Source organism: Stenotrophomonas cyclobalanopsidis (genome assembly GCF_008710035.1).
Lineage (GTDB): Bacteria > Pseudomonadota > Gammaproteobacteria > Xanthomonadales > Xanthomonadaceae > Stenotrophomonas > Stenotrophomonas cyclobalanopsidis.
Map to the genome: position 1 here is coordinate 37029 of NZ_VYKI01000021.1, position 22673 is coordinate 59701.

The window sequence follows — 22673 nt, forward strand, 5'->3', positions numbered from 1 at the left end:
GCCTTTTTGTCGCGCGGGTTTTCCCCTGCTGTTGTGCCTCGGCCCCCCCCCCCCCCCCCCCCCCCTCGACTCTACAGGAGCGGGTTGTCGCAAATGGACCGGTTCGCTTCATCTGCGAGCAGGCCCGCAACCGGCACACTCAGACGGATGCCCTCGATTTCCGGAGTTTCCATGCCCTCCTGGCGCTGCCTGTTCGCCGTGCCTCCCCCGCGTCGCGGCGTGGAAGCCGTCCTGTTGCTGCTCGCCCGCATCGTCGCCGGGGTGATGTTCTGTGTGTCCGGCTGGAACAAGGTGTTCACCGGTGCGGGACGCGAGCGGATGGTGCATACGCTGGTCGATGCGGGTATCCCGTTCCCTGTGCTCAGTGCGCCGGTGCTTGGGGCGATCGAGTGGATCGCGGGTGGTCTGCTGGTAGTGGGCCTGTTGAGCCGCCCCTCGGCCCTGCTGCTGGCGGCGATCTGTGCAGTGGCGGCGCTGACCGATGGCATTGCACGCATTCCGGCAGGGCTGAGCGTGCCGGACTGGCTGAGCTGGTTTTTCTACCTCAGCGAAGTGCCATTGGGTGTGCTGTTGCTGTGGACTGCGACAGTGGGCAGTGGTCGGTTCGCCATTGAGGCGCGCTGGGCGCGCTCGCGCAATCTGTAGAGTCGAGCCATGCTCGACTGCGTTTGTTCCGGGGCGTAAAGCAGTCGAGCATGGCTCGACTCTAGAGGCCTTCGGCGCGCAGCCAGCGCCACAGCGTGGTGCGTGACACGCCCAGCGCCTGCGCCATGCCCTCGCGGTCATTCCGGTACTCCTGCAGCAGTGCTTCCAGCTGCACGCGTGGCGGGCGCTTGCCGTTGCTTTCCAGCGGCAGCGCGGCGGCACCTTCGTTCACCAGCTCCGGCGCCAGCTGCAGCAGGCGCGCGGCATCGATCAGCCCTTCGCCTGGCTGCCAGTGGATGCGCAGGCGATCCACCAGATTGCGCAGTTCGCGCACATTGCCGGGCCATTCGGCAGCGGTCAGTACCGCCAGTGCCTCGTCATCCAGCGGCGCGTCGATGCCGCGCAGCTGGCGGAAGAAGTGCCGGGCCAGCAGCGCGATGTCCGTACGCCGCGCACGCAGTGCGGGCAGGGCGATGCGCAGCGCTGCCAGGCGGTAATACAGGTCGCGGCGGAAACTTCCGGCGGCGGCGCGCTGTTCCAGTGATTGCAGTGTCGCGGCAACCACGCGCAGGTCCACCGGCGTCGGTTCGGTGGCACCCACGCGCAGCACTTCGCGTTCCTCCAGCACCCGCAGCAGGCGGGTCTGCAGAGGCAACGGCAGTTCGCCGATCTCATCGAGGAACAGGGTGCCGCCGTCGGCGGCCTCGACCAGGCCGACGCGACCACCGCGCCGTGCGCCGGTGAAGGCGCCATCGCTGTAGCCGAACAGCTCCGCTTCCAGCAGCGATTCGCTGATCGCACCGCAGTTCAGCGCCACGAAGCGACCGCGACGACCACTGGCCGCATGCAGCTGGCGCGCCACCAGCTCCTTGCCGGTGCCGGTTTCGCCGGTGACCAGCACGGTGCTGTCATGCGGTGCATACAGCGCGATCTGTGCACGTACCTGCGCCATCGCCTCGCTGTCGCCGAGCAGGGCATGCGCATCACTGCGCGGGGCGGGACGCCGGCGTGCGGCCGGCCGGCTGCCACCAGAGCGGGCCAGCGCCTGGGTCAGTTCCAGCGCGTGTTCAAACGCGTGCCGTACCGAATCGGCCGAGTACAGCAGCACGCCCGGCAGGCCCATCTGTTCGGCATGGTCGATGGCCATGCCGGTGCCGACGATCACCTCGATGCCGTTGGCGCGCAGGTCGGCGATGCAGTCGCGTGCATCTTCGCGGGTAACGAAGCGGCGGTGCTCGATGTCCAGGCCGAAACTCTGCTGGAAGTTGCTGAACACCGGTACGTCGCTGGCGTGGGTGACCAGGCCGATGCGCGGGGCGATGCGGCGGGCGCGGGCCAGGGCTTCCATCAGGTCGAAGCCGTTGGCCTGGATCGGCACCAGTGGCAGCTCAAGCCGCCCGCGCAGCCACGCAGCATTGGAGCCGCCGGCGATCACCACGTCGCAGTGCTCCCGGCGCAGGCGCTGGCCGATCACATCCACCGCCTCCTCGAAGCCCAGGTTGATCTGCTCGATGCGTGCGCGGCGGTCGAACTCGGGAATGACATCGCCGAGCAGGCCGGTCAGGCGCGAGACGCTCACGGTCCATATGACCGGGCGGCCGGGGTCGGCATCGGCGTGGGGCAGGGGCGAGCGGGGCAGGTACATGGCGGCGGCATTGGGTAACAATGTTTCATGATACATCCGTTTCAATGTTTCATATGTTTCACTGTTGCAGGATGGTCATGCCTTTGAAATCAACCGCTTGCAGCTTGGCATGGTGTTTGCGCTTCCTATCCCGTTCCCAATCTGGATTGCCGCATGACCGCTTCCACTCCTTCTTCCGCCGGTGCCCGCTTCCGTGAGGCGTTGGCTGCCGAATCGCCGCTGCAGGTGATCGGCGCGATCAACGCCAACCACGCCCTGCTGGCCAAGCGCGCCGGCTTCCGCGCCATCTACCTGTCCGGCGGCGGTGTCGCTGCGGGTTCGCTGGGCCTGCCGGACCTGGGCATCAACACCCTGGAAGACGTGCTGATCGACGTGCGCCGCATCACCGATGTCTGCGACCTGCCGCTGATGGTCGACATCGATACCGGCTTCGGCCCGAGTGCGTTCAACATCGCCCGCACCGTGAAGTCGCTGATCAAGGCAGGCGCCGCCGCCTGCCACATCGAGGACCAGGTCGGCGCCAAGCGCTGCGGTCACCGCCCGGGCAAGGAGATCGTCTCGCAGGGTGAAATGGTCGACCGCGTGAAGGCTGCAGCGGACGCCAGGACCGATCCGGACTTCTTCCTGATCGCCCGCACCGACGCCATCCAGGTGGACGGCGTGGACAAGGCCATCGAGCGCGCCATCGCCTGCGTCGAGGCCGGTGCCGACGGCATCTTCGCCGAGGCCGCCTACGACCTGGACACCTACCGCCGCTTCGTCGATGCGGTGAAGGTGCCGGTGCTGGCCAACATCACTGAATTCGGTGCGACCCCGCTGTTCAGCCGCGACGAACTGGCTTCGGCCGGCGTGGCCATCCAGCTGTTCCCGCTGTCGGCCTTCCGCGCCGCCAACAAGGCGGCCGAGAACGTCTACCAGTCGGTGCGCCGCGACGGCCACCAGCGCAGCGTGGTGGACGCCATGCAGACGCGTGAAGAACTGTATGACCGCATCGGCTACCACGCCTTCGAACAGCAGCTCGACGCCCTGTTCGCCGCCAAGAAATAAGCAGTACCCTGCACCATCAGTTTTCGGAGGGAAAACATGAACGATACGACCGCAAACCCGACCTTCAAGCCGAAGAAGTCCGTCGCCCTGTCCGGCACCGCTGCCGGCAACACCGCGCTGTGCAGCGTCGGCCGCAGCGGCAACGACCTGCATTACCGCGGCTACGACATCCTGGACCTGGCCAACACCAGCGAGTTCGAGGAAATCGCCTACCTGCTGGTGCACGGCAAGCTGCCGACCCGCGCCGAACTGGTTTCGTACAAGGCCAAGCTGAAGTCGCTGCGCGGCATTCCGGCCGCGGTGAAGGCCGCGCTGGAAGAACTGCCGCCGTCGGCGCACCCGATGGACGTGATGCGCACCGGCGTGTCGGTGCTCGGTTGCGTGGCGCCGGAAAAGGATGACCACAACCATCCGGGCGCGCGTGACATCGCCGACAAGCTGATGGCCTGCCTCGGCTCGATGCTGCTGTACTGGTACCACTGGAGCCACAACGGCCGCGCCATCGACGTGGAAACCGACGACGACTCCATCGGTGGCCACTTCCTGCACCTGCTGCACGGCGACAAGCCGCAGGATTCGTGGGTGAAGGCGATGCACACCTCGCTGATCCTGTACGCCGAGCACGAGTTCAACGCCTCGACCTTCGCCTGCCGCGTCATCGCCGGCACCGGCAGCGACATGTACAGCGCGATCTGCGGTGGCATCGGCGCGCTGCGCGGCCCCAAGCACGGCGGCGCCAACGAAGTGGCGTTCGAAGTGCAGAAGCGCTACGACAACCCCGATGAAGCCGAGGAAGACATCAAGGCCCGCGTCGAGCGCAAGGAAGTGGTGATCGGTTTCGGCCACCCGGTCTACACCGTGTCCGATCCGCGCAACAAGGTGATCAAGGACGTGGCCCGCGAGCTGTCCGAAGAACAGTCCAGCATGAAGATGTACGACATCGCCGAGCGCCTGGAAACGGTGATGTGGGACATCAAGAAGATGTTCCCGAACCTGGACTGGTTCAGCGCCGTCAGCTACCACATGATGGGCGTGCCGACCGCGATGTTCACCCCCCTGTTCGTGATCGCCCGCACCGCCGGCTGGAGCGCGCACATCGTCGAGCAGCGCATCGACGGCAAGATCATCCGCCCGAGCGCCAACTACACCGGCCCGGAAGATCGCGAGTTCGTTGCCATCGACAAGCGCGCCTGATCCACCTGCTGTACCCATCCGGCCGGCCGCGCGCCGGCCGGATGCCTTCGTTGCCGCTTCGTCGGCACCCGGCCCGCCCCAAGTACTCCGCCAGCCCATGAATACCGATTACCGCAAGAACCTCCCCGGCAGCACGCTGGACTATTTCGATGCGCGCGCCGCCGTCGACGCGCTCCAGCCCGGCGCCTACGCCACGCTGCCGTACACCTCGCGCGTGCTGGCCGAGAACCTGGTGCGCCGCTGCGATCCGGCTACGCTCAGTGACTCGCTGGCGCAGTTGATCGAGCGCCGCCGCGATCTGGATTTTCCCTGGTTCCCGGCACGCGTGGTCTGCCATGACATCCTCGGCCAGACCGCGCTGGTGGATCTGGCCGGCCTGCGTGATGCGATCGCCGACAAGGGCGGCGACCCGGCCAAGGTCAACCCGGTGGTGCCGGTGCAGCTGATCGTGGACCACTCGCTGGCGGTGGAGTGCGGTGGTTTCGACCCGCAGGCGTTCGAGAAGAACCGCGCGATCGAAGATCGCCGCAACGAAGACCGTTTCCACTTCATCGACTGGACCAAGCTGGCGTTCGAGAACGTCGACGTCATCCCGCCGGGCAACGGCATCATGCACCAGATCAACCTGGAGAAGATGTCGCCGGTGGTCTACGTGCAGGACGGCGTGGCCTTCCCCGATACCTGCGTGGGTACCGACAGCCACACCCCGCACGTGGATGCCCTGGGCGTAATCGCGATTGGTGTGGGCGGCCTGGAAGCGGAGAACGTGATGCTGGGCCGCGCCTCGTGGATGCGCCTGCCCGACACCGTGGGTGTCGAACTGAGTGGTCGCCCGCAGCCGGGCATCACCGCCACCGACGTGGTGCTGGCGCTGACCGAGTTCCTGCGCAAGGAACGCGTGGTCGGCGCGTGGCTTGAATTCTTCGGCGAGGGTGCAGCGGCGCTGACCATCGGTGACCGCGCCACCATTTCCAACATGTGCCCCGAATACGGTGCCACCGCCGCGATGTTCTACATCGATGCGCAGACCATCGATTACCTGCGCCTGACCGGCCGCGAGGAATCGCAGGTGGCGCTGGTGGAGAACTACGCACGCACCACCGGCCTGTGGGCCGATGACCTGGCCACCGCACAGTACGAGCGCGTGCTGCGCTTCGACCTGTCCAGCGTGGTACGCAACATGGCCGGCCCGTCCAACCCGCACAAGCGCGTGGCCACCGCCGAGCTGGCCGAGCGCGGCATCGCCGACGAAGCCAAGCTGGAAGCGGGCAAGGCCGAGCAGGCGCAGGGCCTGATGCCCGATGGCGCGGTGATCATCGCCGCCATCACCAGCTGCACCAACACCTCCAACCCGCGCAACGTGATCGCCGCCGCACTGCTGGCGCGCAACGCCAACGCGCGTGGCCTGCAGCGCAAGCCGTGGGTGAAGTCCTCGCTGGCGCCGGGCTCCAAGGCCGTGCAGCTGTACCTGGAAGAATCCGGCCTGCTGCCGGACCTGGAGCAGCTCGGCTTCGGCATCGTCGCCTTCGCCTGCACCACCTGCAATGGCATGAGCGGCGCGCTGGACCCGAAGATCCAGCAGGAAATCATCGACCGTGACCTGTACGCCACGGCCGTGCTGTCGGGCAACCGCAACTTCGATGGCCGCATCCATCCGTATGCCAAGCAGGCCTTCCTGGCCTCGCCGCCGCTGGTCATCGCCTATGCCATCGCCGGCACCGTGCGCTTCGATATCGAGAAGGACGTGCTCGGCGTGGATGCTGACGGCAACGAGGTGCGCCTGAAGGACATCTGGCCGAGCGATGCCGAGATCGACGCGGTGGTGAAGGCTTCGGTGAAGCCCGAGCAGTTCCGCAAGGTGTACAACCCGATGTTCAACGTGCGCGTGGAGCACGGTGCGCCGGTCAGCCCGCTGTATGACTGGCGCCCGCAGAGCACCTACATCCGTCGTCCGCCGTATTGGGAAGGCGCTCTGGCCGGTGAGCGCACGCTGTCCGGCATGCGCGCGCTGGCGGTGCTGCCGGACAACATCACCACCGACCACCTGTCACCGTCCAACGCGATCATGGCCTCCAGCGCCGCCGGCGAATACCTGGCGAAGATGGGCCTGCCGGAAGAAGACTTCAATTCCTACGCCACCCACCGCGGCGACCACCTGACCGCGCAGCGCGCCACGTTCGCCAATCCGAAGCTGTTCAACGAGATGGTGCGCAACGACGACGGCAGCGTGAAGCAGGGCTCGCTGGCGCGCGTGGAGCCGGAAGGCAAAGTGATGCGCATGTGGGAGGCGATCGAAACCTACATGGACCGCAAGCAGCCGCTGATCATCATCGCCGGCGCCGACTACGGCCAGGGCAGCTCGCGCGACTGGGCCGCCAAGGGCGTGCGCCTGGCCGGCGTGGAAGCGATCGTGGCAGAGGGCTTCGAGCGCATACATCGCACCAACCTGATCGGCATGGGCGTACTGCCGCTGGAGTTCAAGCCGGGCACCACCCGCCTGACCCTGGGCATCGATGGCACCGAGACCTTCGACGTGGTCGGCGAACGCACCCCGCGTGCCGAGTTGACCCTGGTCATCCACCGCCGCGACGGCCAGCGCGTGATCGTGCCGGTCACCTGCCGCCTGGACAGCGACGAGGAAGTGGCGATCTATGAGGCAGGCGGCGTGCTGCAGCGCTTCGCCCAGGATTTCCTGGAAGGCGCCAAGGTGGCGTAAGACATCTGACGGCCCGGCAACGGGCCGTCTTTCTTTGCAAGGAACACATCCATGACCTTCCTCCCGCAACTCCGTATTCCCGCCACCTACATGCGCGGTGGCACCAGCAAGGGCGTGTTCTTCCGCCTGCAGGATCTTCCCCACGCTGCACAGGTGCCGGGCGCCGAGCGCGATGCGCTGCTGATGCGCGTGATCGGTTCGCCCGACCCGTATGGCAAGCAGACCGACGGCATGGGCGGCGCCACGTCCAGCACCAGCAAGTGCGTGATCATCTCCACCGCCTCGGTGCCCGACCACGACGTGGATTATCTGTATGGCCAAGTGTCGATCGACACCGCCTTCGTCGACTGGAGCGGCAACTGCGGCAACCTCAGTACCGCGGTCGGCCCGTTTGCCATTGCCAACGGCCTGGTCGATCCGGCCCGGGTACCGCGCGATGGCCTGTGCACTGTGCGCATCTGGCAGGCCAACATCGGCAAAACCATCATCGCCCACGTGCCGATGCGCGACGGCGAAGTGCAGGAGACCGGTGACTTCGAGCTGGATGGCGTGACCTTCCCGGCCGCCGAGATCCAGCTGGAATTCATCGATCCGTCCGATGACAGCGATGCGGGCGCGATGTTCCCGACCGGCAATCTGGTGGACACGCTGGACGTGCCGGGCGTGGGCAGCTTCGAGGTGACGATGATCACCGCCGGTATTCCGACCATTTTCCTCAACGCTGCCGACCTGGGCTACACCGGCACCGAGCTGCAGCCGGCGATCAACGAAGACAAGGCGGCGCTGCAGAAGTTCGAGGCCATCCGCGCCCATGGCGCGCTGCGCATGGGGCTGATTTCGAAGCTGGAGGACGCCGCCACCCGCCAGCACACGCCGAAGGTGGCGTTCGTGGCGCCGGCGCAGGATTACGTATCCTCCAGCGGCAAGGCCATTCCGGCCTCGGCCATCGACCTGCACGCGCGCGCGCTGTCGATGGGCAAGCTGCACCACGCGATGATGGGTACGGCAGCCGTCGCCATCGGCACCGCCGCGGCCATTCCGGGCACCCTGGTCAACCGCGCGGCCGGTGGCGGTGAGCGCGAGGCGGTGACCTTCGGCCATCCGTCCGGCACGTTGCGCGTCGGCGCCCAGGCCGGGCGCGTTGACGGCCAGTGGACGGTGACCAAGGCCATCATGAGCCGCAGCGCCCGTGTGCTGATGGAAGGCAAGGTGCGCGTACCGGTCGAGTGATGCTCTGGTAGATGCCAACCTTGGTTGGCATGGGAGCGCCAACCAAGGTTGGCGACTACCGGGTTCCGGGCCGCTCCCGCTTTGGTAGATGCTGACCTTGGTGGGCATGGGGGCCGCCAACCAGGGTTGGCGATTACCGGGTTGCGGGCCGGCCCCGACTTCCGACCGCCGGGTCGTCAACACTGTGACGCGCCGCGCCTATAATGGCCGCCTTGATCAAGGAGTGACGACATGAGCGGTCCGGCACGGCGGAAGCGGTGGGGGTGGGCGGCGGCTGTTCTGGCAGGAGGCCTGTTGCTGGGCCTGGCCGGTTGTCGCAATGACAGCGGGCAGCTGCCCAAGGCCAGCGGCGAAGCCATCGCCACCAAGGCCGAGCAGGTGAAGGACTTCACCCTGCTGCGCGCGTACCCGGACCAGAAGAGTGAGGGCCTGTCGCTGGCGCTGGAGTTCTCGCGCCCGCTGGTCGGCACCCAGGACTTCGACAAACTGGTGCGCTTTGAACAGAAGGTCGGCACCGACGACAGCAGCTGGACGCTGTCCGACGACGGCCTGACCCTGCGCTATCCCTTCGTCGAAGCCGGCAAGGAATACAGCCTGGTCGTCTCCGAAGACCTGCTGGCCGCCGACGGCAGCCGCCTGGGCAAGGAACTGAAGCAGAAGGTGTTCAGCGGCGAGCTGAAGCCGGTGGCCGGTTTCGCCTCGCAGGGCAGCGTGCTGCCGGCCAAGGACAGCCGCGGCCTGCCGGTGGTGTCGGTGAACGTGCCGGAGGTCGACGTCGAATTCCTGCGCGTACGAGAGAAGGACCTGCCAACCTTCTTCAGCCAGTACCAGCGCGGCGGCCGCCGTGGCAGCTGGGAGCTGAGCAGCGACTATGAGCGCAGCCCCATCAACAAGCTGGCCGAGCCGGTCTACGTCAACCGCTTCATCCTGGGTGGCAAGCAGAACGAGCGCGTGCTGACCTACCTGCCGACCCAGGACATCAAGGAGCTGCAGGAACCGGGCCTGTACTTCGCCCTGCTCAAGCGGACCGGTGACTACGAAGGCGAGTTCGATACCGCGTTCTTCTCGGTCAGCGACATCGGCCTGCACACCCGTGCCTACAAGGACAAGCTGTTCGTCCACACCGCCGCGCTGAAGGACGGTTCGGCGATGAAGAACGTCGACCTGCGCGTGCTCGACGCCAAGGGCGAGGTGGTGCTCAAGGGCAGCACCGACAGCAACGGCAACGCGCTGCTGAACTACACCCTGGACGCCACCCACGTGCTGGTGGCCAGCAGCGGCAAGGACACCAGCTTCCTGCCGTTCAACCAGCCAGCGCTGGACCTGAGCGAATTCGCCGTGGCCGGCCGTGACAATGCCTGGTTCGACGTCTACGCCTGGTCCGGTCGCGACCTGTACCGCCCCGGCGAGACCGTGCGCCTGTCGGCCCTGCTGCGCGACAACGACGGCAAGCCCGTCAAGGCCCAGCCGGTGTTCCTGCGCCTCAAGCAGCCCGACGGCAAGACGTTCCGCGAGACCCGCCTGCAGCCCGGCGACCAGGGCTACATCAACTTCGAGCAGACCATCCCCGCCGAGGCGCCGACCGGGCGCTGGCAGGTGGAATTCCGTACCGACCCGGCCAGCAAGGAAGCGATCCAGGGCATGACCCTGCGCATCGAGGAGTTCCTGCCCGAGCGCATGAAGCTGGACCTGGACAGCGCGCAGAAGACGTTGAAGCCGGGTGAGGACCTGCGCCTGCAGGCCAATGGTGCGTACCTGTATGGCGCGCCGGCCGACGGCAACCGCTTCACCGCGCGCCTGGCCGTGGCCGCCGAACAGCAGCCGGTGGAAGGCCTGCCGGGTTATTTCTTCGGTGACCCGACCCTGCAGCTGCCGCGCGAAGCCAAGGACGTGGTTGACACCACGCTGCCGGCCAACGGCCAGCTGCGCGAAGACGTGGCGCTGCCGGAAGAGGCGGCCAAGGCCAAGGCGCCGATTGCCGTGGTGCTGTCGGGCAGCCTGTATGAAACCGGTGGCCGCACCGTCACCCGCACCCTGAAGCGGGTGATGTGGCCGGCCAATGCACTGGTCGGCGTGCGCCCGCTGTTCAACCCGGACGACGGCGCCGATGCCAACGGCAATGCGCGCTTTGAACTGATGCGCGTCGACGCCGCCGGCAAGCCGCAGCCCGCCAAGGGCCTGAAGGTGACCCTGGTGCGCGAGCTGCGCGACTACCACTGGACCTTCAACGACAACCGCTGGGACTACGATTTCACCCGCCGCTTCGAGAACAAGGACACCCGCACAGTCGATGCCGGCAGCAGCGCGGTCGCCTTCGATTTCCCGGTGGAGTGGGGCGAGTACCGGGTGGATGTGTTCGATCCGAGCACCGGCCTGACCAGCCGCTACCCGTTCCGCGCCGGCTGGAGCTGGGGCGATGACAACCGCGGCCTCGATGCACGCCCGGACAAGGTCAAGCTAGGCCTGGACAAGACCGGCTACAAGGCCGGCGATACCCTGCAGGTGACGGTGACCCCGCCGCACACCGGCAAGGGCGTGCTGATGGTCGAGACCGACCGCATGCTGTACGTGCAGGAGATCGACGCAAAGCCGGGTGCCACCTACAAGATCCCGGTTACCGCCGACTGGGAGCGCCACGACGTCTACATCACCGCGCTGGTGTTCCGTGGCGGCAGCGCGCCCAGCAAGATCACCCCGGCCCGCGCCGTGGGCGTGGTGCACGTGCCGATGGACCGCAAGGGCCGCACCGTGGCCGTGGGCCTGGTCGCGCCCAAGCAGATGCGTCCGGAACAGGACCTGCCGGTGACGGTGAGCGCACCGCAGCTGGCCGGCAAGACCGCGCACGTCACCGTCTCGGCGGTGGACGTTGGCATCCTCAACATCACCCGCTTCCCGGTGCCGGATGCCGGCGCGCACTTCTTCGCCCAGCGTCGCCTCGGCATCGATGCCTACGACATCTACAGCCGGGTGATCGAAAGCTTCGACGGCAGCAGCGGCAAGCTGAAGTTTGGCGGCGACATGGCCCTGCAGGCCCTGCCGCAGGCCAAGCGGCCGACCGCGCGCGTGCAGACCGTGGACCTGTTCTCCGGCCCGGTGCAGCTCGACGCCAGGGGCAATGCGCGCATCCGCCTGAAGGTGCCGGACTTCAACGGCACCCTGCGCGTGTCGGCGCTGGTCTACAGCGATGACCAATACGGCAAGCGTGATGTGGAAACCATCGTGCGCGCGCCGATCCTGGCCGAGGCCAGCATGCCGCGCGTGCTTGCCCCGGGCGACCGCAGCACCGTCACCCTGGACGTGCAGAACTTCACCGGCAAGCCGGGCCAGTTCAACGTGCAGGTGGACACCGAAGGCCCGCTGGGCCTGGGCGAGGGCAGCCGCAACGTGCAGCTGAACGCCGATGCCAAGACCACGCTGAGCTTCCCGCTGTCTGCCCGCGAGGGCAACAGCGTGGCCAAGGTGCGGGTGCGGGTGGACGGCAACGGCTTCAAGGCCGACCGCCGCTACGACCTGCCGGTGCGTGCGGCGTGGCCGCAGGTGATCCGTTCGCAGGTGCGCACGCTGGATCCGCTGGCCGCGGTCAGTCTGGATGGCGGCCTCGCCGATGGCCTGATGGCCGAGTCGGTCAACGCGCGCCTGCTGGTCAGCCCGCTGCCGCCGATCCCGTTCGCCAGTGCCCTGCAGGGCGCGCTGAACTACCCCTACGGCTGTGCAGAACAGACCACCAGCAAGGGCTACGCCGCGCTGATCCTGGACCAGGCGACGTCGTCGATGCTCGGCACCGATGGCCTGGATGCCAAGACCCGCCGCGAGCGCATGGAAGGTGCGTTCGGTCGCTTGGCGTCGATGCAGGTGGCCAACGGCAACTTCTCGATGTGGGGTGACGACGGCTACGTGAACCCATGGCTGACCCCGTACATCACCGAGTTCCTGCTCGATGCCAAGGACGGTGGCTTCGCCGTGCCGGACAACGTGCTGCAGAAGGCGCTCAACCGCCTCAGCGAGGACCTGCTCTCCGGTGGCAACCCGTTCTACGGCCAGGATGACCGCGAGAAGCTGAAGTTCGCCAACCAGGCGTATTCCGGCTACGTGCTGGCCCGCGTCAACCGCGCGCCGCTGGGCACCCTGCGCACGCTGTACGACAACGAGCGCGGCAAGGCGGTTGGCGGCCTGTCGCTGGTCCACCTGGGCGTGGCGCTGTCGCTGCAGGGTGACGCCAAGCGTGGCCAGGCCGCGATTGCCGCCGGCTTCGCCAAGTCCAGCAGCGAACGTCCGTCGTACTTCGGTGATTACGGCAGCGCCATCCGTGATGACGCGCTGATGATCGCGCTGACCCAGGAAAACAAGCTGGCCAAGCCGGCCTGGGATGCACGCGCGGTCGATCTCGGCCGTGGCCTCGATGCCCGCCGCAATGCCGGCTGGATGTGGCTGAGCACGCAGGAACAGGTGGCCATCGCCCGCCTCGGCAAGGCCTTGGCCGCCAACCAGAAGGCACTGGTGGCCGGTGAACTGGTGATCGGCGGCAACAGCGAAGCCATTGGCGAGCGCAAGCTGTTCGGTCGCAATTTCACCGGCAGCGAACTGGCCAGCGGCGTGCGCTTCACCCCGCAGGGGCAGCCGCCGATGTTCGCCAGCATTGACGTGGCCGGCATCCCGCGCAGCGCGCCGGCACCGGACAACAGCGTGCTGGGCGTCGAACGGACCTACTTCGGCACCGACGGCAAGCCGTGGACGCCGCGGCCGCTGAAGGAAGGCGAAGCGCTGATCGTGCGCATCACCATCAGTGCCGATACGCAGATGCCCGATGCGTTGCTGACCGACCTGCTGCCGGCCGGCCTGGAGATCGAGAACTTCAACCTGGGCGACGCCAAGCAGTGGGCCGACGTGGTGGTCGATGGCATCACCATCAGCGACCGCAGCTCGGCCGCGGACACCAAGCACGAGGAGTTCCGCGACGACCGCTACGTGGCCGCGCTGAAGCTGTCGCGTGGTGGCAAGGCCAACGTGTTCTACCTGGTGCGTGCGGTGACCCCGGGCACCTACTCGGTGCCGCCGCCGCTGGTGGAAGACATGTACCGCCCGCAGCTGCGTGGCGTGGGCCGCAGCAACCCGACCACGATCACGGTGGTCCAGCCGTGACCGCGCGGACGGGCCGCGACGGCGCGGCCCGTCCCAGCGGTAACCTGCAATCCGGCACGCTGCAATGAAGAACGACGGGACGACCCGGCGGGCGGCCCTGCGCCGCCGGCTGCAGCCGCTGTGGCCCTGGCTGCGCTGGGGCACGGCGGCGCTGCTGGTCCTGCTGCTGGTCCTGGATTTCGCGTTCCCGCCGCCGCTGCCGAAGCAGCGCGATACCAGCACCCTGGTGGTGGCCGCTGATGGCAGCCCGCTGCGCGCCTTCGCCGATGCCGAAGGCGTGTGGCGCTACCCGGCCTCGGCCGACAGCGTCTCGCCGCTGTACCTGCAGGCGCTGCTGACCTACGAAGACCGCTGGTTCTGGCAACACCCCGGCATCAACCCGCTGGCGATCCTGCGTGCCAGCGGCCAGCTGCTGCGCGGCGGCCGCATCGTGTCGGGCGGTTCGACACTCACCATGCAGGTCGCGCGCATCCTCGATCCGCATTCGCGCACGCCGTGGGGCAAGCTCAAGCAGATGCTGCGCGCGGTGCAGCTGGAAGTGCACCTGTCGAAGGCGCAGATCCTGGCGCTGTATCTGGAACGCGCGCCCTACGGCGGCACGATCGAGGGCGTGGAAGCGGCGAGCTGGGCCTACCTGGGCAAGCCGGCCACCCAGCTGTCGCATGCCGAAGCCGCGCTGCTGGCGGTACTGCCGCAGGCGCCGAGCCGGCTGCGCCCGGACCGCCACCCGGAAGCCGCGCAGAAGGCGCGTGACAAGGTGCTGGCGCGCATGGCCGAGCTTGGCGTGTGGACGCCGGAAGAGGTGGAGGATGCGCGCATCGAGAACGTGGTCGCGCGCTCGCTGCGCCCGCCGATGCATGCGGCACTGCTGGCGCAGCGGCTGCATTCGGCACATCCGGGCCAGGCGCGCATCCAGAGCAGCATCGACCTGGACCTGCAGCGCACGCTGGAAGAGCGTGTGGCCAGCTACTTCTCCACGCTGCCCGAGCGCACCTCGGCCGCACTGCTGGTGGTCGACAACCAGACCCTGCACGCCCGTGCCTATGTCGGCACGCTGGCCTTCGGTGATCGCCAGCGCCTGGGCCATGTCGACATGGTGCAGGCCTGGCGCTCGCCCGGCTCCACGCTCAAGCCCTTCCTGTACGCAATGGCGCTGGACGATGGCCTGATCCATTCGGAAAGCCTGCTGGTGGATGCGCCGCAGAGTTTCGGCAGCTACCGGCCGGGCAATTTCGATGAGGCCTTCAACGGTCCGGTCGGTGCATCGAGCGCGCTGCGCCTGTCGCTGAACGTGCCGGCGGTGGACCTGCTGCAGCGGGTGGGTTCGGCGCGTTTCGCCGCGCGTCTCTCGCACGCGGGCATCCAGTTGCGCTTCCCGCCGGGCAGTTCGCCGAACCTGTCGTTGATCCTTGGCGGCACCGGCGCGCGGCTGGAGGATCTGGTCGGCGCCTTCGCCGCGCTCAACCGCAACGGCATCGCCGGGCGGGTGCGCTATACCGACGAAGAGCCGATGATCGAACGTCGCCTGGCTTCGCCTGGGGCCAGCTGGATCGTGCGTGAGATGCTCGAATCGAATCCGCGCCCGGGCTATGGCGTGGGCACTTTCGACGTCGGCGGCCGCCCGCGCGTGGCCTGGAAGACAGGCACCAGCTATGGCTACCGCGACGCGTGGGCGATCGGCAGCACGCGGCACTACACGGTAGGCGTGTGGGTGGGGCGTCCCGATGGCACGCCGCTGCCGGGCCAGTACGGTGCGGTCACGGCATTGCCGCTGATGTTCGAAGTGGTTGACAGCCTGCCGCGCCAGCCCGGCGATGCCGCCCCCGCGCCGATGCCGGCCAGCGTCAGCCGCGCCGATGTGTGCTGGCCCACCGGCGGCCTGGCCGAATCGCTGCCGGCTGCGTTGTGCCAGCGGCGCATGCCGGCCTGGCTGCTGGATGGTGGCGTGCCGCCGACCTTCCCCGAACGCGAGGCCCGCCGCTGGCAGACGGGCCGCCAGCGTTACATGGCCGATGTGCGTACCGGCCAGCGGCTGTCTGCCGACTGCAGCGCGCCGCACACTGAAGTCGAGCGCGAGATCGCGCGCTGGCCGGCGCTGTTGTCACCGTGGCTGCCCAAGGCCACGCGTGATGCCTCGCAGCTGCCGCCACTGGCGGCCGATTGCCGCGACGATGGCCGCGAGGCGAGCGTGGCCCTGCACGTGGATGGTCTGAATGATGGCGCGGCATTGGCGCGGGCACCCAACGCCGAGCACGGCGTGCGCCTGCAGCTGCGCGCGCTGGGCAGTGAACAGGCGGTGGACTGGCTGCTGGATGGCCGCTGGATCGCCCGCACCGAGGGCGCGCAGCTGATGCAGCGCGAGTTCGCCGATCCCGGCGCACATACGTTGACCGCGTTAGCCACCGATGGCGCGTGGACGCAGGTGCGGTTCACGGTCATCCGGTGACGCCGGGCATGGCCCGGCGCTACCCGTGCGACCGCACCTACCCGATCATTCCCCGATCCAGCCTTCCAGCAGGTCGGCAAACTCGTCGGCATGCTCCTCCTCCTGCGCCAGGATATCCTCCAGGATGCGCTTGGTGGTGGTGTCGCGGTCGCCGATGAAGTTGATCATTTCGCGGTAGCTGTCGATGGCGATGCGCTCGGCCACCAGATTCTCGCGCACCATGTCGCGCAGGTCGCTGCCTTCCTTGTACTCGGCATGCGAGCGCGCGGTCAGCGTGTCCGGGTTGAAGTCCGGTTCGCCGCCGAGCTGCACGATGCGCTCGGCCAGCTTGCCGGCGTGGTCCTGCTCCTGATGTGCGTGTTCCAGGAACTCGGCCTTGACCGCATCGGCCAGCATGCCCTTGGCCATGTAGTAATGGCGGTAATAGCGCAGCACGCAGACGTATTCAGTGGCAAGGGCATCGTTGAGCAGCTTGATGACCTCTTCGCGGTCCGCGCTGTAGCTCTCGGTGATGGCACCATCCTCGATGTTCCGTCGCGCGCGTTCACGCAGGGTTTCACGATCGGTGATGCCATTGGGCTTTGCGGGGTGGGGCTGGTTGGCTGGCTTTTTGGACATGGCTGGCCGGTTTCCTTTTATCTGTGGGGGGCAAACGTGGAGGGAATCAAACGGGGAGGTGTTCCAGCACATGGTCGGCCGAGGACACCTCGAACTGGCCGGGCGCCTCGATCCATGTGGCGCGGACAACACCGTCGTCGACGTACAGGGCGAAGCGACGCGAACGGATGCCCATGCCCGAGGCGCTGGCATCCAGCTCCAGGCCCAGTGCACGGGTCAGTTCGGCATTGCCGTCGGACAGCATCAGCAGGCCTTCGGGCACGTGTTGCTCGGCGGCCCAGGCTTTCATCACGAACGGATCGTTGACCGCCATGCAATACACGTCGATGCCACGCTGGCGGAAGGCCGCGAACTTCTCGACGAAGCCGGGCAGATGGCGGGCGGAGCAGGTCGGGGTGAAGGCGCCGGGCACGGCGAACAGGACCACCTTGCGTCCTTCGAACAGCGCGTGCGTGTCCAGCGTTTCGATGCCCTCGCCGATACGCTTGAGGGTCACTTCCGGGAGATGGTCGCCGACATGGATGGTCATGGGAACTCCTTGCTGCGAGTAGGCTAGTGGGGCAGATGGGACGGCGGCGTCAAGACACTGGAAACCGGGTGCGCCCACCCCATCCTGGGGCATGGCCACGGCAGCTGCATTGCGCTGGATCAGCCAGCGTCACCGGCGACGCACGGGCAGCGGCGTAGCATGCCGGCGCGTAGAATGAACCTGGGGCGGCGCCACCGGCGCGGCCGAAGCAGAACGAGGTAGCTGGATGGAATTCAAGGATTACTACGCCACCCTGGGGGTGGAACCGAGTGCGGGCGAGGCCGAGATCAAGACCGCCTACCGGCGGCTGGCGCGCAAGTACCACCCGGATGTGAGCAAGGAGGCCGGCGCCGAGGACAAGTTCAAGGCCATCAACGAGGCCTACGAGGCGCTGCGCGATCCGGAAAAGCGCGCGGCCTATGACCAGCTGCGCGCGCAGGGCTACCGCCCGGGCGAGGAATTCAACGTGCCGCCGAACTACGGCGGTGCCGGTGGCTTCAATTTCGAGGAAGTGTTCGGCGGCGGCGGTGCCGGCGGCGGCTTCAGCGACTTCTTCGAAAGCCTGTTCGCGCGCCAGCGCGGCGGCCAGGGCGCGGGCCCCGGCCCGGGCTTCAGCAGCCACGGCCAGGCGCCCAACCGCGATACCCGGGCCAAGCTGTCGGTGCCGCTGGAAGCGGCCTACGGCGGCGACAGCCTGCGCATCACCGTCAACGGCAAGCAGCTGGACGTGCGCGTGCCCAAGGGCATCCGCCCGGGCCAGGTGATTCGCCTGTCAGGGCAGGGCACCCATGGCGGCAACCTGCTGCTGGAAGTGGAATACGCCGCCCACCCGCAGTTCGAGGTCGATGGCCGCAACATCCTTTACACGCTGCCGGTGACCCCATGGCAGGCAGCGCTGGGCACCAGCATCAGCGTGCCGACCCTGGGCGGTGCGGTGGAACTGAAGATCCCGGCCGATTCCGATGCCGGCCGCAAGCTGCGCCTGCGCGGCCGCGGCCTGCCGGGCAACCCGGATGGCGACCAGATCGTGGAGCTGGAGATCGTGGCCCCGGCGGCGACCGACGAGGCACAGAAGAAGGCGTACCGGAACCTGGCAAAGGCCTTCGGCGAAACCATCTGACAGGCCGGAGGAGCGCCGGCGGCGTGCGTGACGGTAGCGCCGGGCCATGCCCGGCGGCTTTGACATGTAGAGTCGAGCCATGCTCGACTGCCGTAACCAACAGCAGTCGAGCATGGCTCGACTCTACAGAATTCGCCTCAGCCCTGGCCGGCGAACACGCGCTCCAGCACCTCGGACAGTTCGTCTTCCGAGAACGGCTTGGTGATGTAGGCCTTGGCGCCCTGGCGCATGCCCCACATGCGGTCGGTGTCCTGGTCCTTGGTGGTCACCAGGATCACCGGAATGTGCCGGGTCGCCTCGTCGCGGGCGAGCGTGCGGGTGGCCTGGAAACCGTTGAGGTTGGGCATCACCACGTCCATCAGCACCAGGTCGGGCAGTTCGGCCTTGGCTGTTTCCACCCCGGCCGCGCCATCGGTGGCGGTCAGGATCTGGTGCCCGAGTTTCTCGACGATGCGCTGTATCCCCAACAGCTGCGACGGTGAGTCGTCGACGATCAGAATGCGTGCCATGTTGTTCCCCGTGTCATGCCCGCAGTGTAGTGCGGGCACATTGCGGGTGGGAACACGGCCGCTGCCGTCCGTCGCCTGCCTGCGACGTTCAGTCGATCCGCACCACCGTGCGGCCCAGCGAACCACCGGCCAGCATCCGTTCGAACACACCCGGCAGGTCTGCCAGGCCGACTTCGGCCGTGCAGATGCGGTCCAGGTGCTGCGGCTTCCACGCGCCGCCCAGGTGCGCCCACACCGCTTCGCGCAGGTCGCGCGGCGCGCTGGCCGAGGACACGCCCAGCAGTGACACGCCGCGCAGGATGTACGGCATCACCGTCATCTCCAGTTTCGGACTGGCGGCCAGGCCGGCACTGACCACGCTGCCATAGGGCACGGTCTGCGCCAGCAGGCTGGCCAGCATCGATCCACCGGCATTGTCCAGGCCACCGCCGAAGCGGGCCGACTGCAGCGGCGCGGTATCGGCCAGTGCCTCGCGCGGCAGCACCTCGGCGGCGCCGATGTCGTGCAGGAAGGTGGCGTGCTCCGGCTTGCCGCTGATCGCATGCACGTCGTAACCGGCACGGCTGAAGATGTCCACGGCCAGCGCGCCGACCCCGCCGGTGGCGCCGGTCACCGCCAGCGGGCCGTGCCCCGGGGTCAACCGGTTGTCCTGCAGGCGCAGCAGGGCGAGGGCGGCGGTGAAGCCGGCCGTGCCCAGCACCATCGCTTCGCGCGGGCTCAGGCCGGCAGGCTGGGCGATGACCGCGCGCGATTCCAGCCGCACGTACTGGCTGTAGCCGCCGTCACGGGTCTCGCTGAGCCCGCAGCCGGTGGCCAGCACCGCATCGCCCTCGCGCCAGGCGGGGTCGCTGGAGGCGACCACGGTGCCGGCGACATCGATGCCACCGACCAGCGGGAAGCGCCGCAGGATCCTGCCCTTGCCCGTGCCGGCCAGGGCGTCCTTGTAGTTGACCGAGGACCAGTGGGCGCGGATCAGTACCTGGCCGGGGCTGAGGTCGTCCATGCCCAGCTGGACCAGGCCGCTGCGGTAGCCGGCATCGTCGTTTTCGATCCGGAAGGCGGTGAACGGGGTGGTGGGGGCCATCGGCGCTGCCTGACTTCGAGGAAAACGCCACCTTACCCGGTCATGGCCCTTTCAAACCTGCCAGTCCGCCCCATCTTGTATGATCGGTGAAGATTCACGGCTGGCGCCGCGGGAAGGGCCCGCGCCGCAGCCCACATATTGATGGAGCGTGCATGGCCTGGAATACACCCGGCGGCAACAAGGGCGGACAAGGCCCCGAGGACAATCGACGCGGGCCGTTCGGCTCGCGTGGCGGTGGCAATGGGGGTGGCTGGGGCGGTCTGCCCGGGCCGCTGAAGGACCTGTTCGATGGCGGCATCCTGCGTTGGGTGGCGGTGGCGGTGGTGTTGCTGGTGCTGTTCTCCAGCTTCCAGCTGATCGGCGAACAGCAGCGTGGCGTGGTGCTGCGCTTCGGCCAGTTCTCGCGGATCCTGACCCCGGGCCCGAACTTCAAGCTGCCGTGGCCGATCGAATCGGTCACCAAGGTCAACGCCACCGAGATCAAGACTTTCTCGATCCAGGTGCCGGTGCTGACCCGCGACGAAAACATCGTCAACGTCTCGCTCAACGTGCAGTACCGCATCGATGACCCGCAGCAGTACCTGTTCGGTACCGTCGATGCCGACCAGGTGCTGGAACAGTCCGCGCAGAGCGCGGTGCGCGAGGAAGTCGGCCGTGCCGACCTCAATTCGGTGCTGAACAATCGTGGCCCGCTGGCCGTGGCCGCCGAGGAGCGTCTGCAGACGCTGCTGGGTGCGTTCAGGACCGGCCTGACCGTGACCGGCCTGACCCTGCAGGACGCCCGTCCGCCGGAGGAGGTCAAGCCGGCGTTCGACGAGGTCAACGGTGCCCAGCAGGTCAAGGAACGCCTGATCAACGAAGCCCAGGCCTACGCCGCCAAGGTCGTGCCGGAAGCCCGAGGCCAGGCCTCGCGTGCCCGTACCACCGCCGAAGGCTACAAGCAGGCCGTGGTGTCCAAGGCCGAGGGTGACGCGCAGCGTTTCAGCCTGCTGCAGGCCCAGTACAAGGACGCCCCGGAAGTCACCCGCAAGCGCCTGTGGCTGGAAACCGTCCAGCAGGTGTTGAGCGAGAACCGCAAGGTGATTGGTGGCGATGGTCGCCAGCTGATCTACGTGCCGATGACCGGCGACACCCGTCCGGGCGTCTCGGCCCCGGCCCCGGTGCCGAATCCGGATGTGGTGATGCCGTCGCTGCCGGGTACCGCAACCGAAGTTTCCCGTGATCCGGGCCGGCCGGTGGCCCGCCCGACCGGGCGTCCGAGCGGCCGTGAGGAGGGCAGCCGATGAGAAGTTCACTCTGGATTGCCGTCGTCGTGGCGGCCTTGCTGGCCCTGCTGGGTTCGGTCTACGTGGTTCGCGAGGACCAGACCGCCATGGTCCTGAACCTGGGCAAGGTGGTGCGTTCGGACATCAAGCCGGGCCTGCACTTCAAGGTGCCGGTGGTGGAAACCGTGCGCGTGTTCGACCGCCGCTTCCAGGTGCTGGATACGGCACCCGCGCGTTACTTCACCGCCGAGCAGAAGGACGTCAGCGTCGACTTCTTCGCCGTGGGCTACATCTCCAACGTGGGCGACTACTTCCGTGCCACCGGTGGTGACCCGCGCGTGGCCAATGCCCGCCTGCAGCCGATCATCACCGATTCGCTGCGCAACCAGATCAACTCGCGCACCCTGCAGCAGCTGGTGTCCGGCGACCGCAGCGAACTGATCGCCGCGCAGCTGAAAGACATCAACGAAGCGGTGTCCGGGCTGGGCATGCAGATGATCGACCTGCGCATCAAGCAGGTCGACCTGCCCACCGACAGCCAGGTGATCAACGACGTGTACGAGCGCATGCGTGCACAGCGCAAGCAGGAAGCGGCCAAGCTGCGCGCCGAGGGCGAGGAGCAGTCGCTGACCATCCGTGCCCAGGCCGACCGTGACAGCACCGTGCTGATCGCCGAAGCCGAGCGCGATGCCCAGCGCCTGCGCGGTGAAGGCGATGCCGATGCGGCCCGCATCTACGGCAAGGCCGGCTCGGCCGACCCGTCGTTCTACGCGTTCTACCGCAGCCTGGAGGCCTACCGTGGCTCGATGACCGACGGCAACGGCGTGATCGTCCTGGACAAGAACGACCCGTTCCTGCAGTACCTCAAGAACGACCGCTGAGTCGTTCGGCAAGATCCCACGGGGCCCGGCCAGATGCCGGGCCCCGTGTTTTTTCCGGAGTGCCCCCCATGAAAGATCTGTTCGCGGCCGTCTGCTTGGTGGCCGTGCTGGAAGGCCTGCTGCTGTTCGTCGCCCCGCTGGCCTGGAAGCGCATGGCCGAGCGTCTGCTGGACCTGCCCAGCCCGGCCCTGCGCAGCTTCGGCGGGCTGGTGCTGCTGGCCGGCCTGAGCCTGCTGTGGTGGGCCCGGCATTGAAATCCGGTCCTGTAGCGCCCGAGCCTATGCTCGGGCAGCGGCGGCACAGCAGCCGAGCATGGGCTCGGCTCTACAGGGGCGACCGGATGTAGCGCCCGAGCCTATGCTCGGGCGGCGCCGCGCAGCGGCGGCACAGCAGCCGAGCATGGGCTCGGCTCTACAGGGGCGACCGGATGTAGCGCCCGAGCCTATGCTCGGGCGGCGCCGCGCAGCGGCGATACGGCAGCCGAGCATGGGCTTGTATGTTCCTCCCGGCTCCTACGAGGTATGTAGGAGCCAGGGTGGAGGGACCGACAAGCATGGATCTGCGGATAGCGCCGACAGACGAGCCGAGCGATCCCCATCCCGCAC

Annotated in this window: 16 protein-coding genes; 11 read left to right on the plus strand and 5 right to left on the minus strand. The window is 67.7% G+C overall.

Annotated features, from left to right (window positions below; translation table 11 throughout):
• Nucleotides 1-171 precede the first annotated feature (171 nt).
• Entirely contained in the window at nucleotides 172-645 is a 474-nt protein-coding gene (locus FJU31_RS14685) for a DoxX family protein (RefSeq protein WP_150455404.1), read from the plus strand.
• A gap of 61 nt (nucleotides 646-706) precedes the next feature.
• On the opposite strand, the gene prpR is transcribed toward FJU31_RS14685, so the two are convergent.
• Nucleotides 707-2290, minus strand: coding sequence for a propionate catabolism operon regulatory protein PrpR (prpR, locus tag FJU31_RS14690; RefSeq protein ID WP_150455405.1), 1584 nt, complete (start codon nucleotides 2288-2290; stop codon nucleotides 707-709).
• Nucleotides 2291-2443: 153 nt separating this feature from the next.
• Here prpR and prpB point away from each other — a divergent pair, with 153 nt between their 5' ends.
• The 6 genes from prpB (at nucleotide 2444) to pbpC (ending at nucleotide 16062) form a co-directional block, all read left to right on the plus strand.
• Complete coding sequence (prpB, locus tag FJU31_RS14695) at nucleotides 2444-3337, plus strand: methylisocitrate lyase (RefSeq protein WP_150455406.1); 894 nt, start codon at nucleotides 2444-2446, stop codon at nucleotides 3335-3337.
• A gap of 36 nt (nucleotides 3338-3373) precedes the next feature.
• Nucleotides 3374-4531, plus strand: coding sequence for a bifunctional 2-methylcitrate synthase/citrate synthase (gene prpC, locus FJU31_RS14700; protein WP_108769642.1), 1158 nt, complete (start codon nucleotides 3374-3376; stop codon nucleotides 4529-4531).
• 97 nt (nucleotides 4532-4628) lie between these two features.
• Complete coding sequence (gene acnD / locus FJU31_RS14705) at nucleotides 4629-7247, plus strand: Fe/S-dependent 2-methylisocitrate dehydratase AcnD (RefSeq protein ID WP_150455407.1); 2619 nt, start codon at nucleotides 4629-4631, stop codon at nucleotides 7245-7247.
• 51 nt (nucleotides 7248-7298) lie between these two features.
• Entirely contained in the window at nucleotides 7299-8477 is a 1179-nt protein-coding gene (gene prpF / locus FJU31_RS14710; RefSeq protein ID WP_150455408.1) for a 2-methylaconitate cis-trans isomerase PrpF, read from the plus strand.
• A gap of 231 nt (nucleotides 8478-8708) precedes the next feature.
• Nucleotides 8709-13616 (plus strand): alpha-2-macroglobulin family protein, encoded by a 4908-nt coding sequence (locus FJU31_RS14715; protein WP_150455409.1) that lies wholly within the window; start codon nucleotides 8709-8711, stop codon nucleotides 13614-13616.
• A 64-nt stretch (nucleotides 13617-13680) separates the two neighbouring features.
• Nucleotides 13681-16062 (plus strand): penicillin-binding protein 1C, encoded by a 2382-nt coding sequence (pbpC, locus tag FJU31_RS14720; protein WP_150455410.1) that lies wholly within the window; start codon nucleotides 13681-13683, stop codon nucleotides 16060-16062.
• Nucleotides 16063-16107: 45 nt separating this feature from the next.
• Here the strand turns inward: pbpC and FJU31_RS14725 are convergent, their stop codons facing one another.
• The gene (locus FJU31_RS14725; RefSeq protein ID WP_150455411.1) at nucleotides 16108-16680 is read right to left on the minus strand and encodes a ferritin-like domain-containing protein; all 573 of its coding nucleotides are present in this window, start codon (nucleotides 16678-16680) and stop codon (nucleotides 16108-16110) included.
• A gap of 46 nt (nucleotides 16681-16726) precedes the next feature.
• A complete protein-coding gene (locus FJU31_RS14730) occupies nucleotides 16727-17209 on the minus strand; it encodes a peroxiredoxin (protein ID WP_150455412.1) in 483 nt (160 codons plus the stop codon).
• Nucleotides 17210-17435: 226 nt separating this feature from the next.
• Between FJU31_RS14730 and FJU31_RS14735 the strand changes: the two genes are divergently transcribed.
• Nucleotides 17436-18329, plus strand: a complete 894-nt coding sequence (locus FJU31_RS14735; RefSeq protein WP_108769632.1) for a DnaJ C-terminal domain-containing protein — start codon at nucleotides 17436-17438, stop codon at nucleotides 18327-18329.
• Between the two features lie 137 nt (nucleotides 18330-18466).
• Here the strand turns inward: FJU31_RS14735 and pilH are convergent, their stop codons facing one another.
• On the minus strand, nucleotides 18467-18838 hold the full coding sequence (pilH, locus tag FJU31_RS14740) for a twitching motility response regulator PilH (protein ID WP_005410644.1): 372 nt from the start codon (nucleotides 18836-18838) through the stop codon (nucleotides 18467-18469).
• 88 nt (nucleotides 18839-18926) lie between these two features.
• Nucleotides 18927-19922: a YhdH/YhfP family quinone oxidoreductase gene (locus FJU31_RS14745; RefSeq protein ID WP_150455413.1), complete on the minus strand. Its 996-nt coding sequence runs from the start codon at nucleotides 19920-19922 to the stop codon at nucleotides 18927-18929.
• Between the two features lie 152 nt (nucleotides 19923-20074).
• Between FJU31_RS14745 and hflK the strand changes: the two genes are divergently transcribed.
• The 3 genes from hflK (at nucleotide 20075) to FJU31_RS14760 (ending at nucleotide 22322) form a co-directional block, all read left to right on the plus strand.
• Nucleotides 20075-21208 carry an FtsH protease activity modulator HflK gene (gene hflK, locus FJU31_RS14750; protein WP_150455414.1) on the plus strand — a complete coding sequence of 378 codons (1134 nt, stop codon included), beginning with the start codon at nucleotides 20075-20077 and terminating at the stop codon, nucleotides 21206-21208.
• Nucleotides 21205-22068, plus strand: coding sequence for a protease modulator HflC (hflC, locus tag FJU31_RS14755; RefSeq protein ID WP_150455415.1), 864 nt, complete (start codon nucleotides 21205-21207; stop codon nucleotides 22066-22068). Before hflK ends, hflC begins: the two co-directional genes overlap by 4 nt.
• Nucleotides 22069-22136: 68 nt before the next feature.
• The gene (locus tag FJU31_RS14760; RefSeq protein WP_079222788.1) at nucleotides 22137-22322 is read left to right on the plus strand and encodes a DUF2065 domain-containing protein; all 186 of its coding nucleotides are present in this window, start codon (nucleotides 22137-22139) and stop codon (nucleotides 22320-22322) included.
• Nucleotides 22323-22673: the final 351 nt, after the last annotated feature.

Bases quoted from the DNA above. Each gene is read 5' to 3' on its own strand.
- FJU31_RS14685 (WP_150455404.1), top strand. From the start codon at position 172: ATGCCCTCCTGGCGCTGCCTGTTCGCCGTGCCTCCCCCGCGTCGCGGC.
- prpR (WP_150455405.1), bottom strand. From the start codon at position 2,290: ATGTACCTGCCCCGCTCGCCCCTGCCCCACGCCGATGCCGACCCCGGC.
- prpB (WP_150455406.1), top strand. From the start codon at position 2,444: ATGACCGCTTCCACTCCTTCTTCCGCCGGTGCCCGCTTCCGTGAGGCG.
- prpC (WP_108769642.1), top strand. From the start codon at position 3,374: ATGAACGATACGACCGCAAACCCGACCTTCAAGCCGAAGAAGTCCGTC.
- acnD (WP_150455407.1), top strand. From the start codon at position 4,629: ATGAATACCGATTACCGCAAGAACCTCCCCGGCAGCACGCTGGACTAT.
- prpF (WP_150455408.1), top strand. From the start codon at position 7,299: ATGACCTTCCTCCCGCAACTCCGTATTCCCGCCACCTACATGCGCGGT.
- FJU31_RS14715 (WP_150455409.1), top strand. From the start codon at position 8,709: ATGAGCGGTCCGGCACGGCGGAAGCGGTGGGGGTGGGCGGCGGCTGTT.
- pbpC (WP_150455410.1), top strand. From the start codon at position 13,681: ATGAAGAACGACGGGACGACCCGGCGGGCGGCCCTGCGCCGCCGGCTG.
- FJU31_RS14725 (WP_150455411.1), bottom strand. From the start codon at position 16,680: ATGTCCAAAAAGCCAGCCAACCAGCCCCACCCCGCAAAGCCCAATGGC.
- FJU31_RS14730 (WP_150455412.1), bottom strand. From the start codon at position 17,209: ATGACCATCCATGTCGGCGACCATCTCCCGGAAGTGACCCTCAAGCGT.
- FJU31_RS14735 (WP_108769632.1), top strand. From the start codon at position 17,436: ATGGAATTCAAGGATTACTACGCCACCCTGGGGGTGGAACCGAGTGCG.
- pilH (WP_005410644.1), bottom strand. From the start codon at position 18,838: ATGGCACGCATTCTGATCGTCGACGACTCACCGTCGCAGCTGTTGGGG.
- FJU31_RS14745 (WP_150455413.1), bottom strand. From the start codon at position 19,922: ATGGCCCCCACCACCCCGTTCACCGCCTTCCGGATCGAAAACGACGAT.
- hflK (WP_150455414.1), top strand. From the start codon at position 20,075: ATGGCCTGGAATACACCCGGCGGCAACAAGGGCGGACAAGGCCCCGAG.
- hflC (WP_150455415.1), top strand. From the start codon at position 21,205: ATGAGAAGTTCACTCTGGATTGCCGTCGTCGTGGCGGCCTTGCTGGCC.
- FJU31_RS14760 (WP_079222788.1), top strand. From the start codon at position 22,137: ATGAAAGATCTGTTCGCGGCCGTCTGCTTGGTGGCCGTGCTGGAAGGC.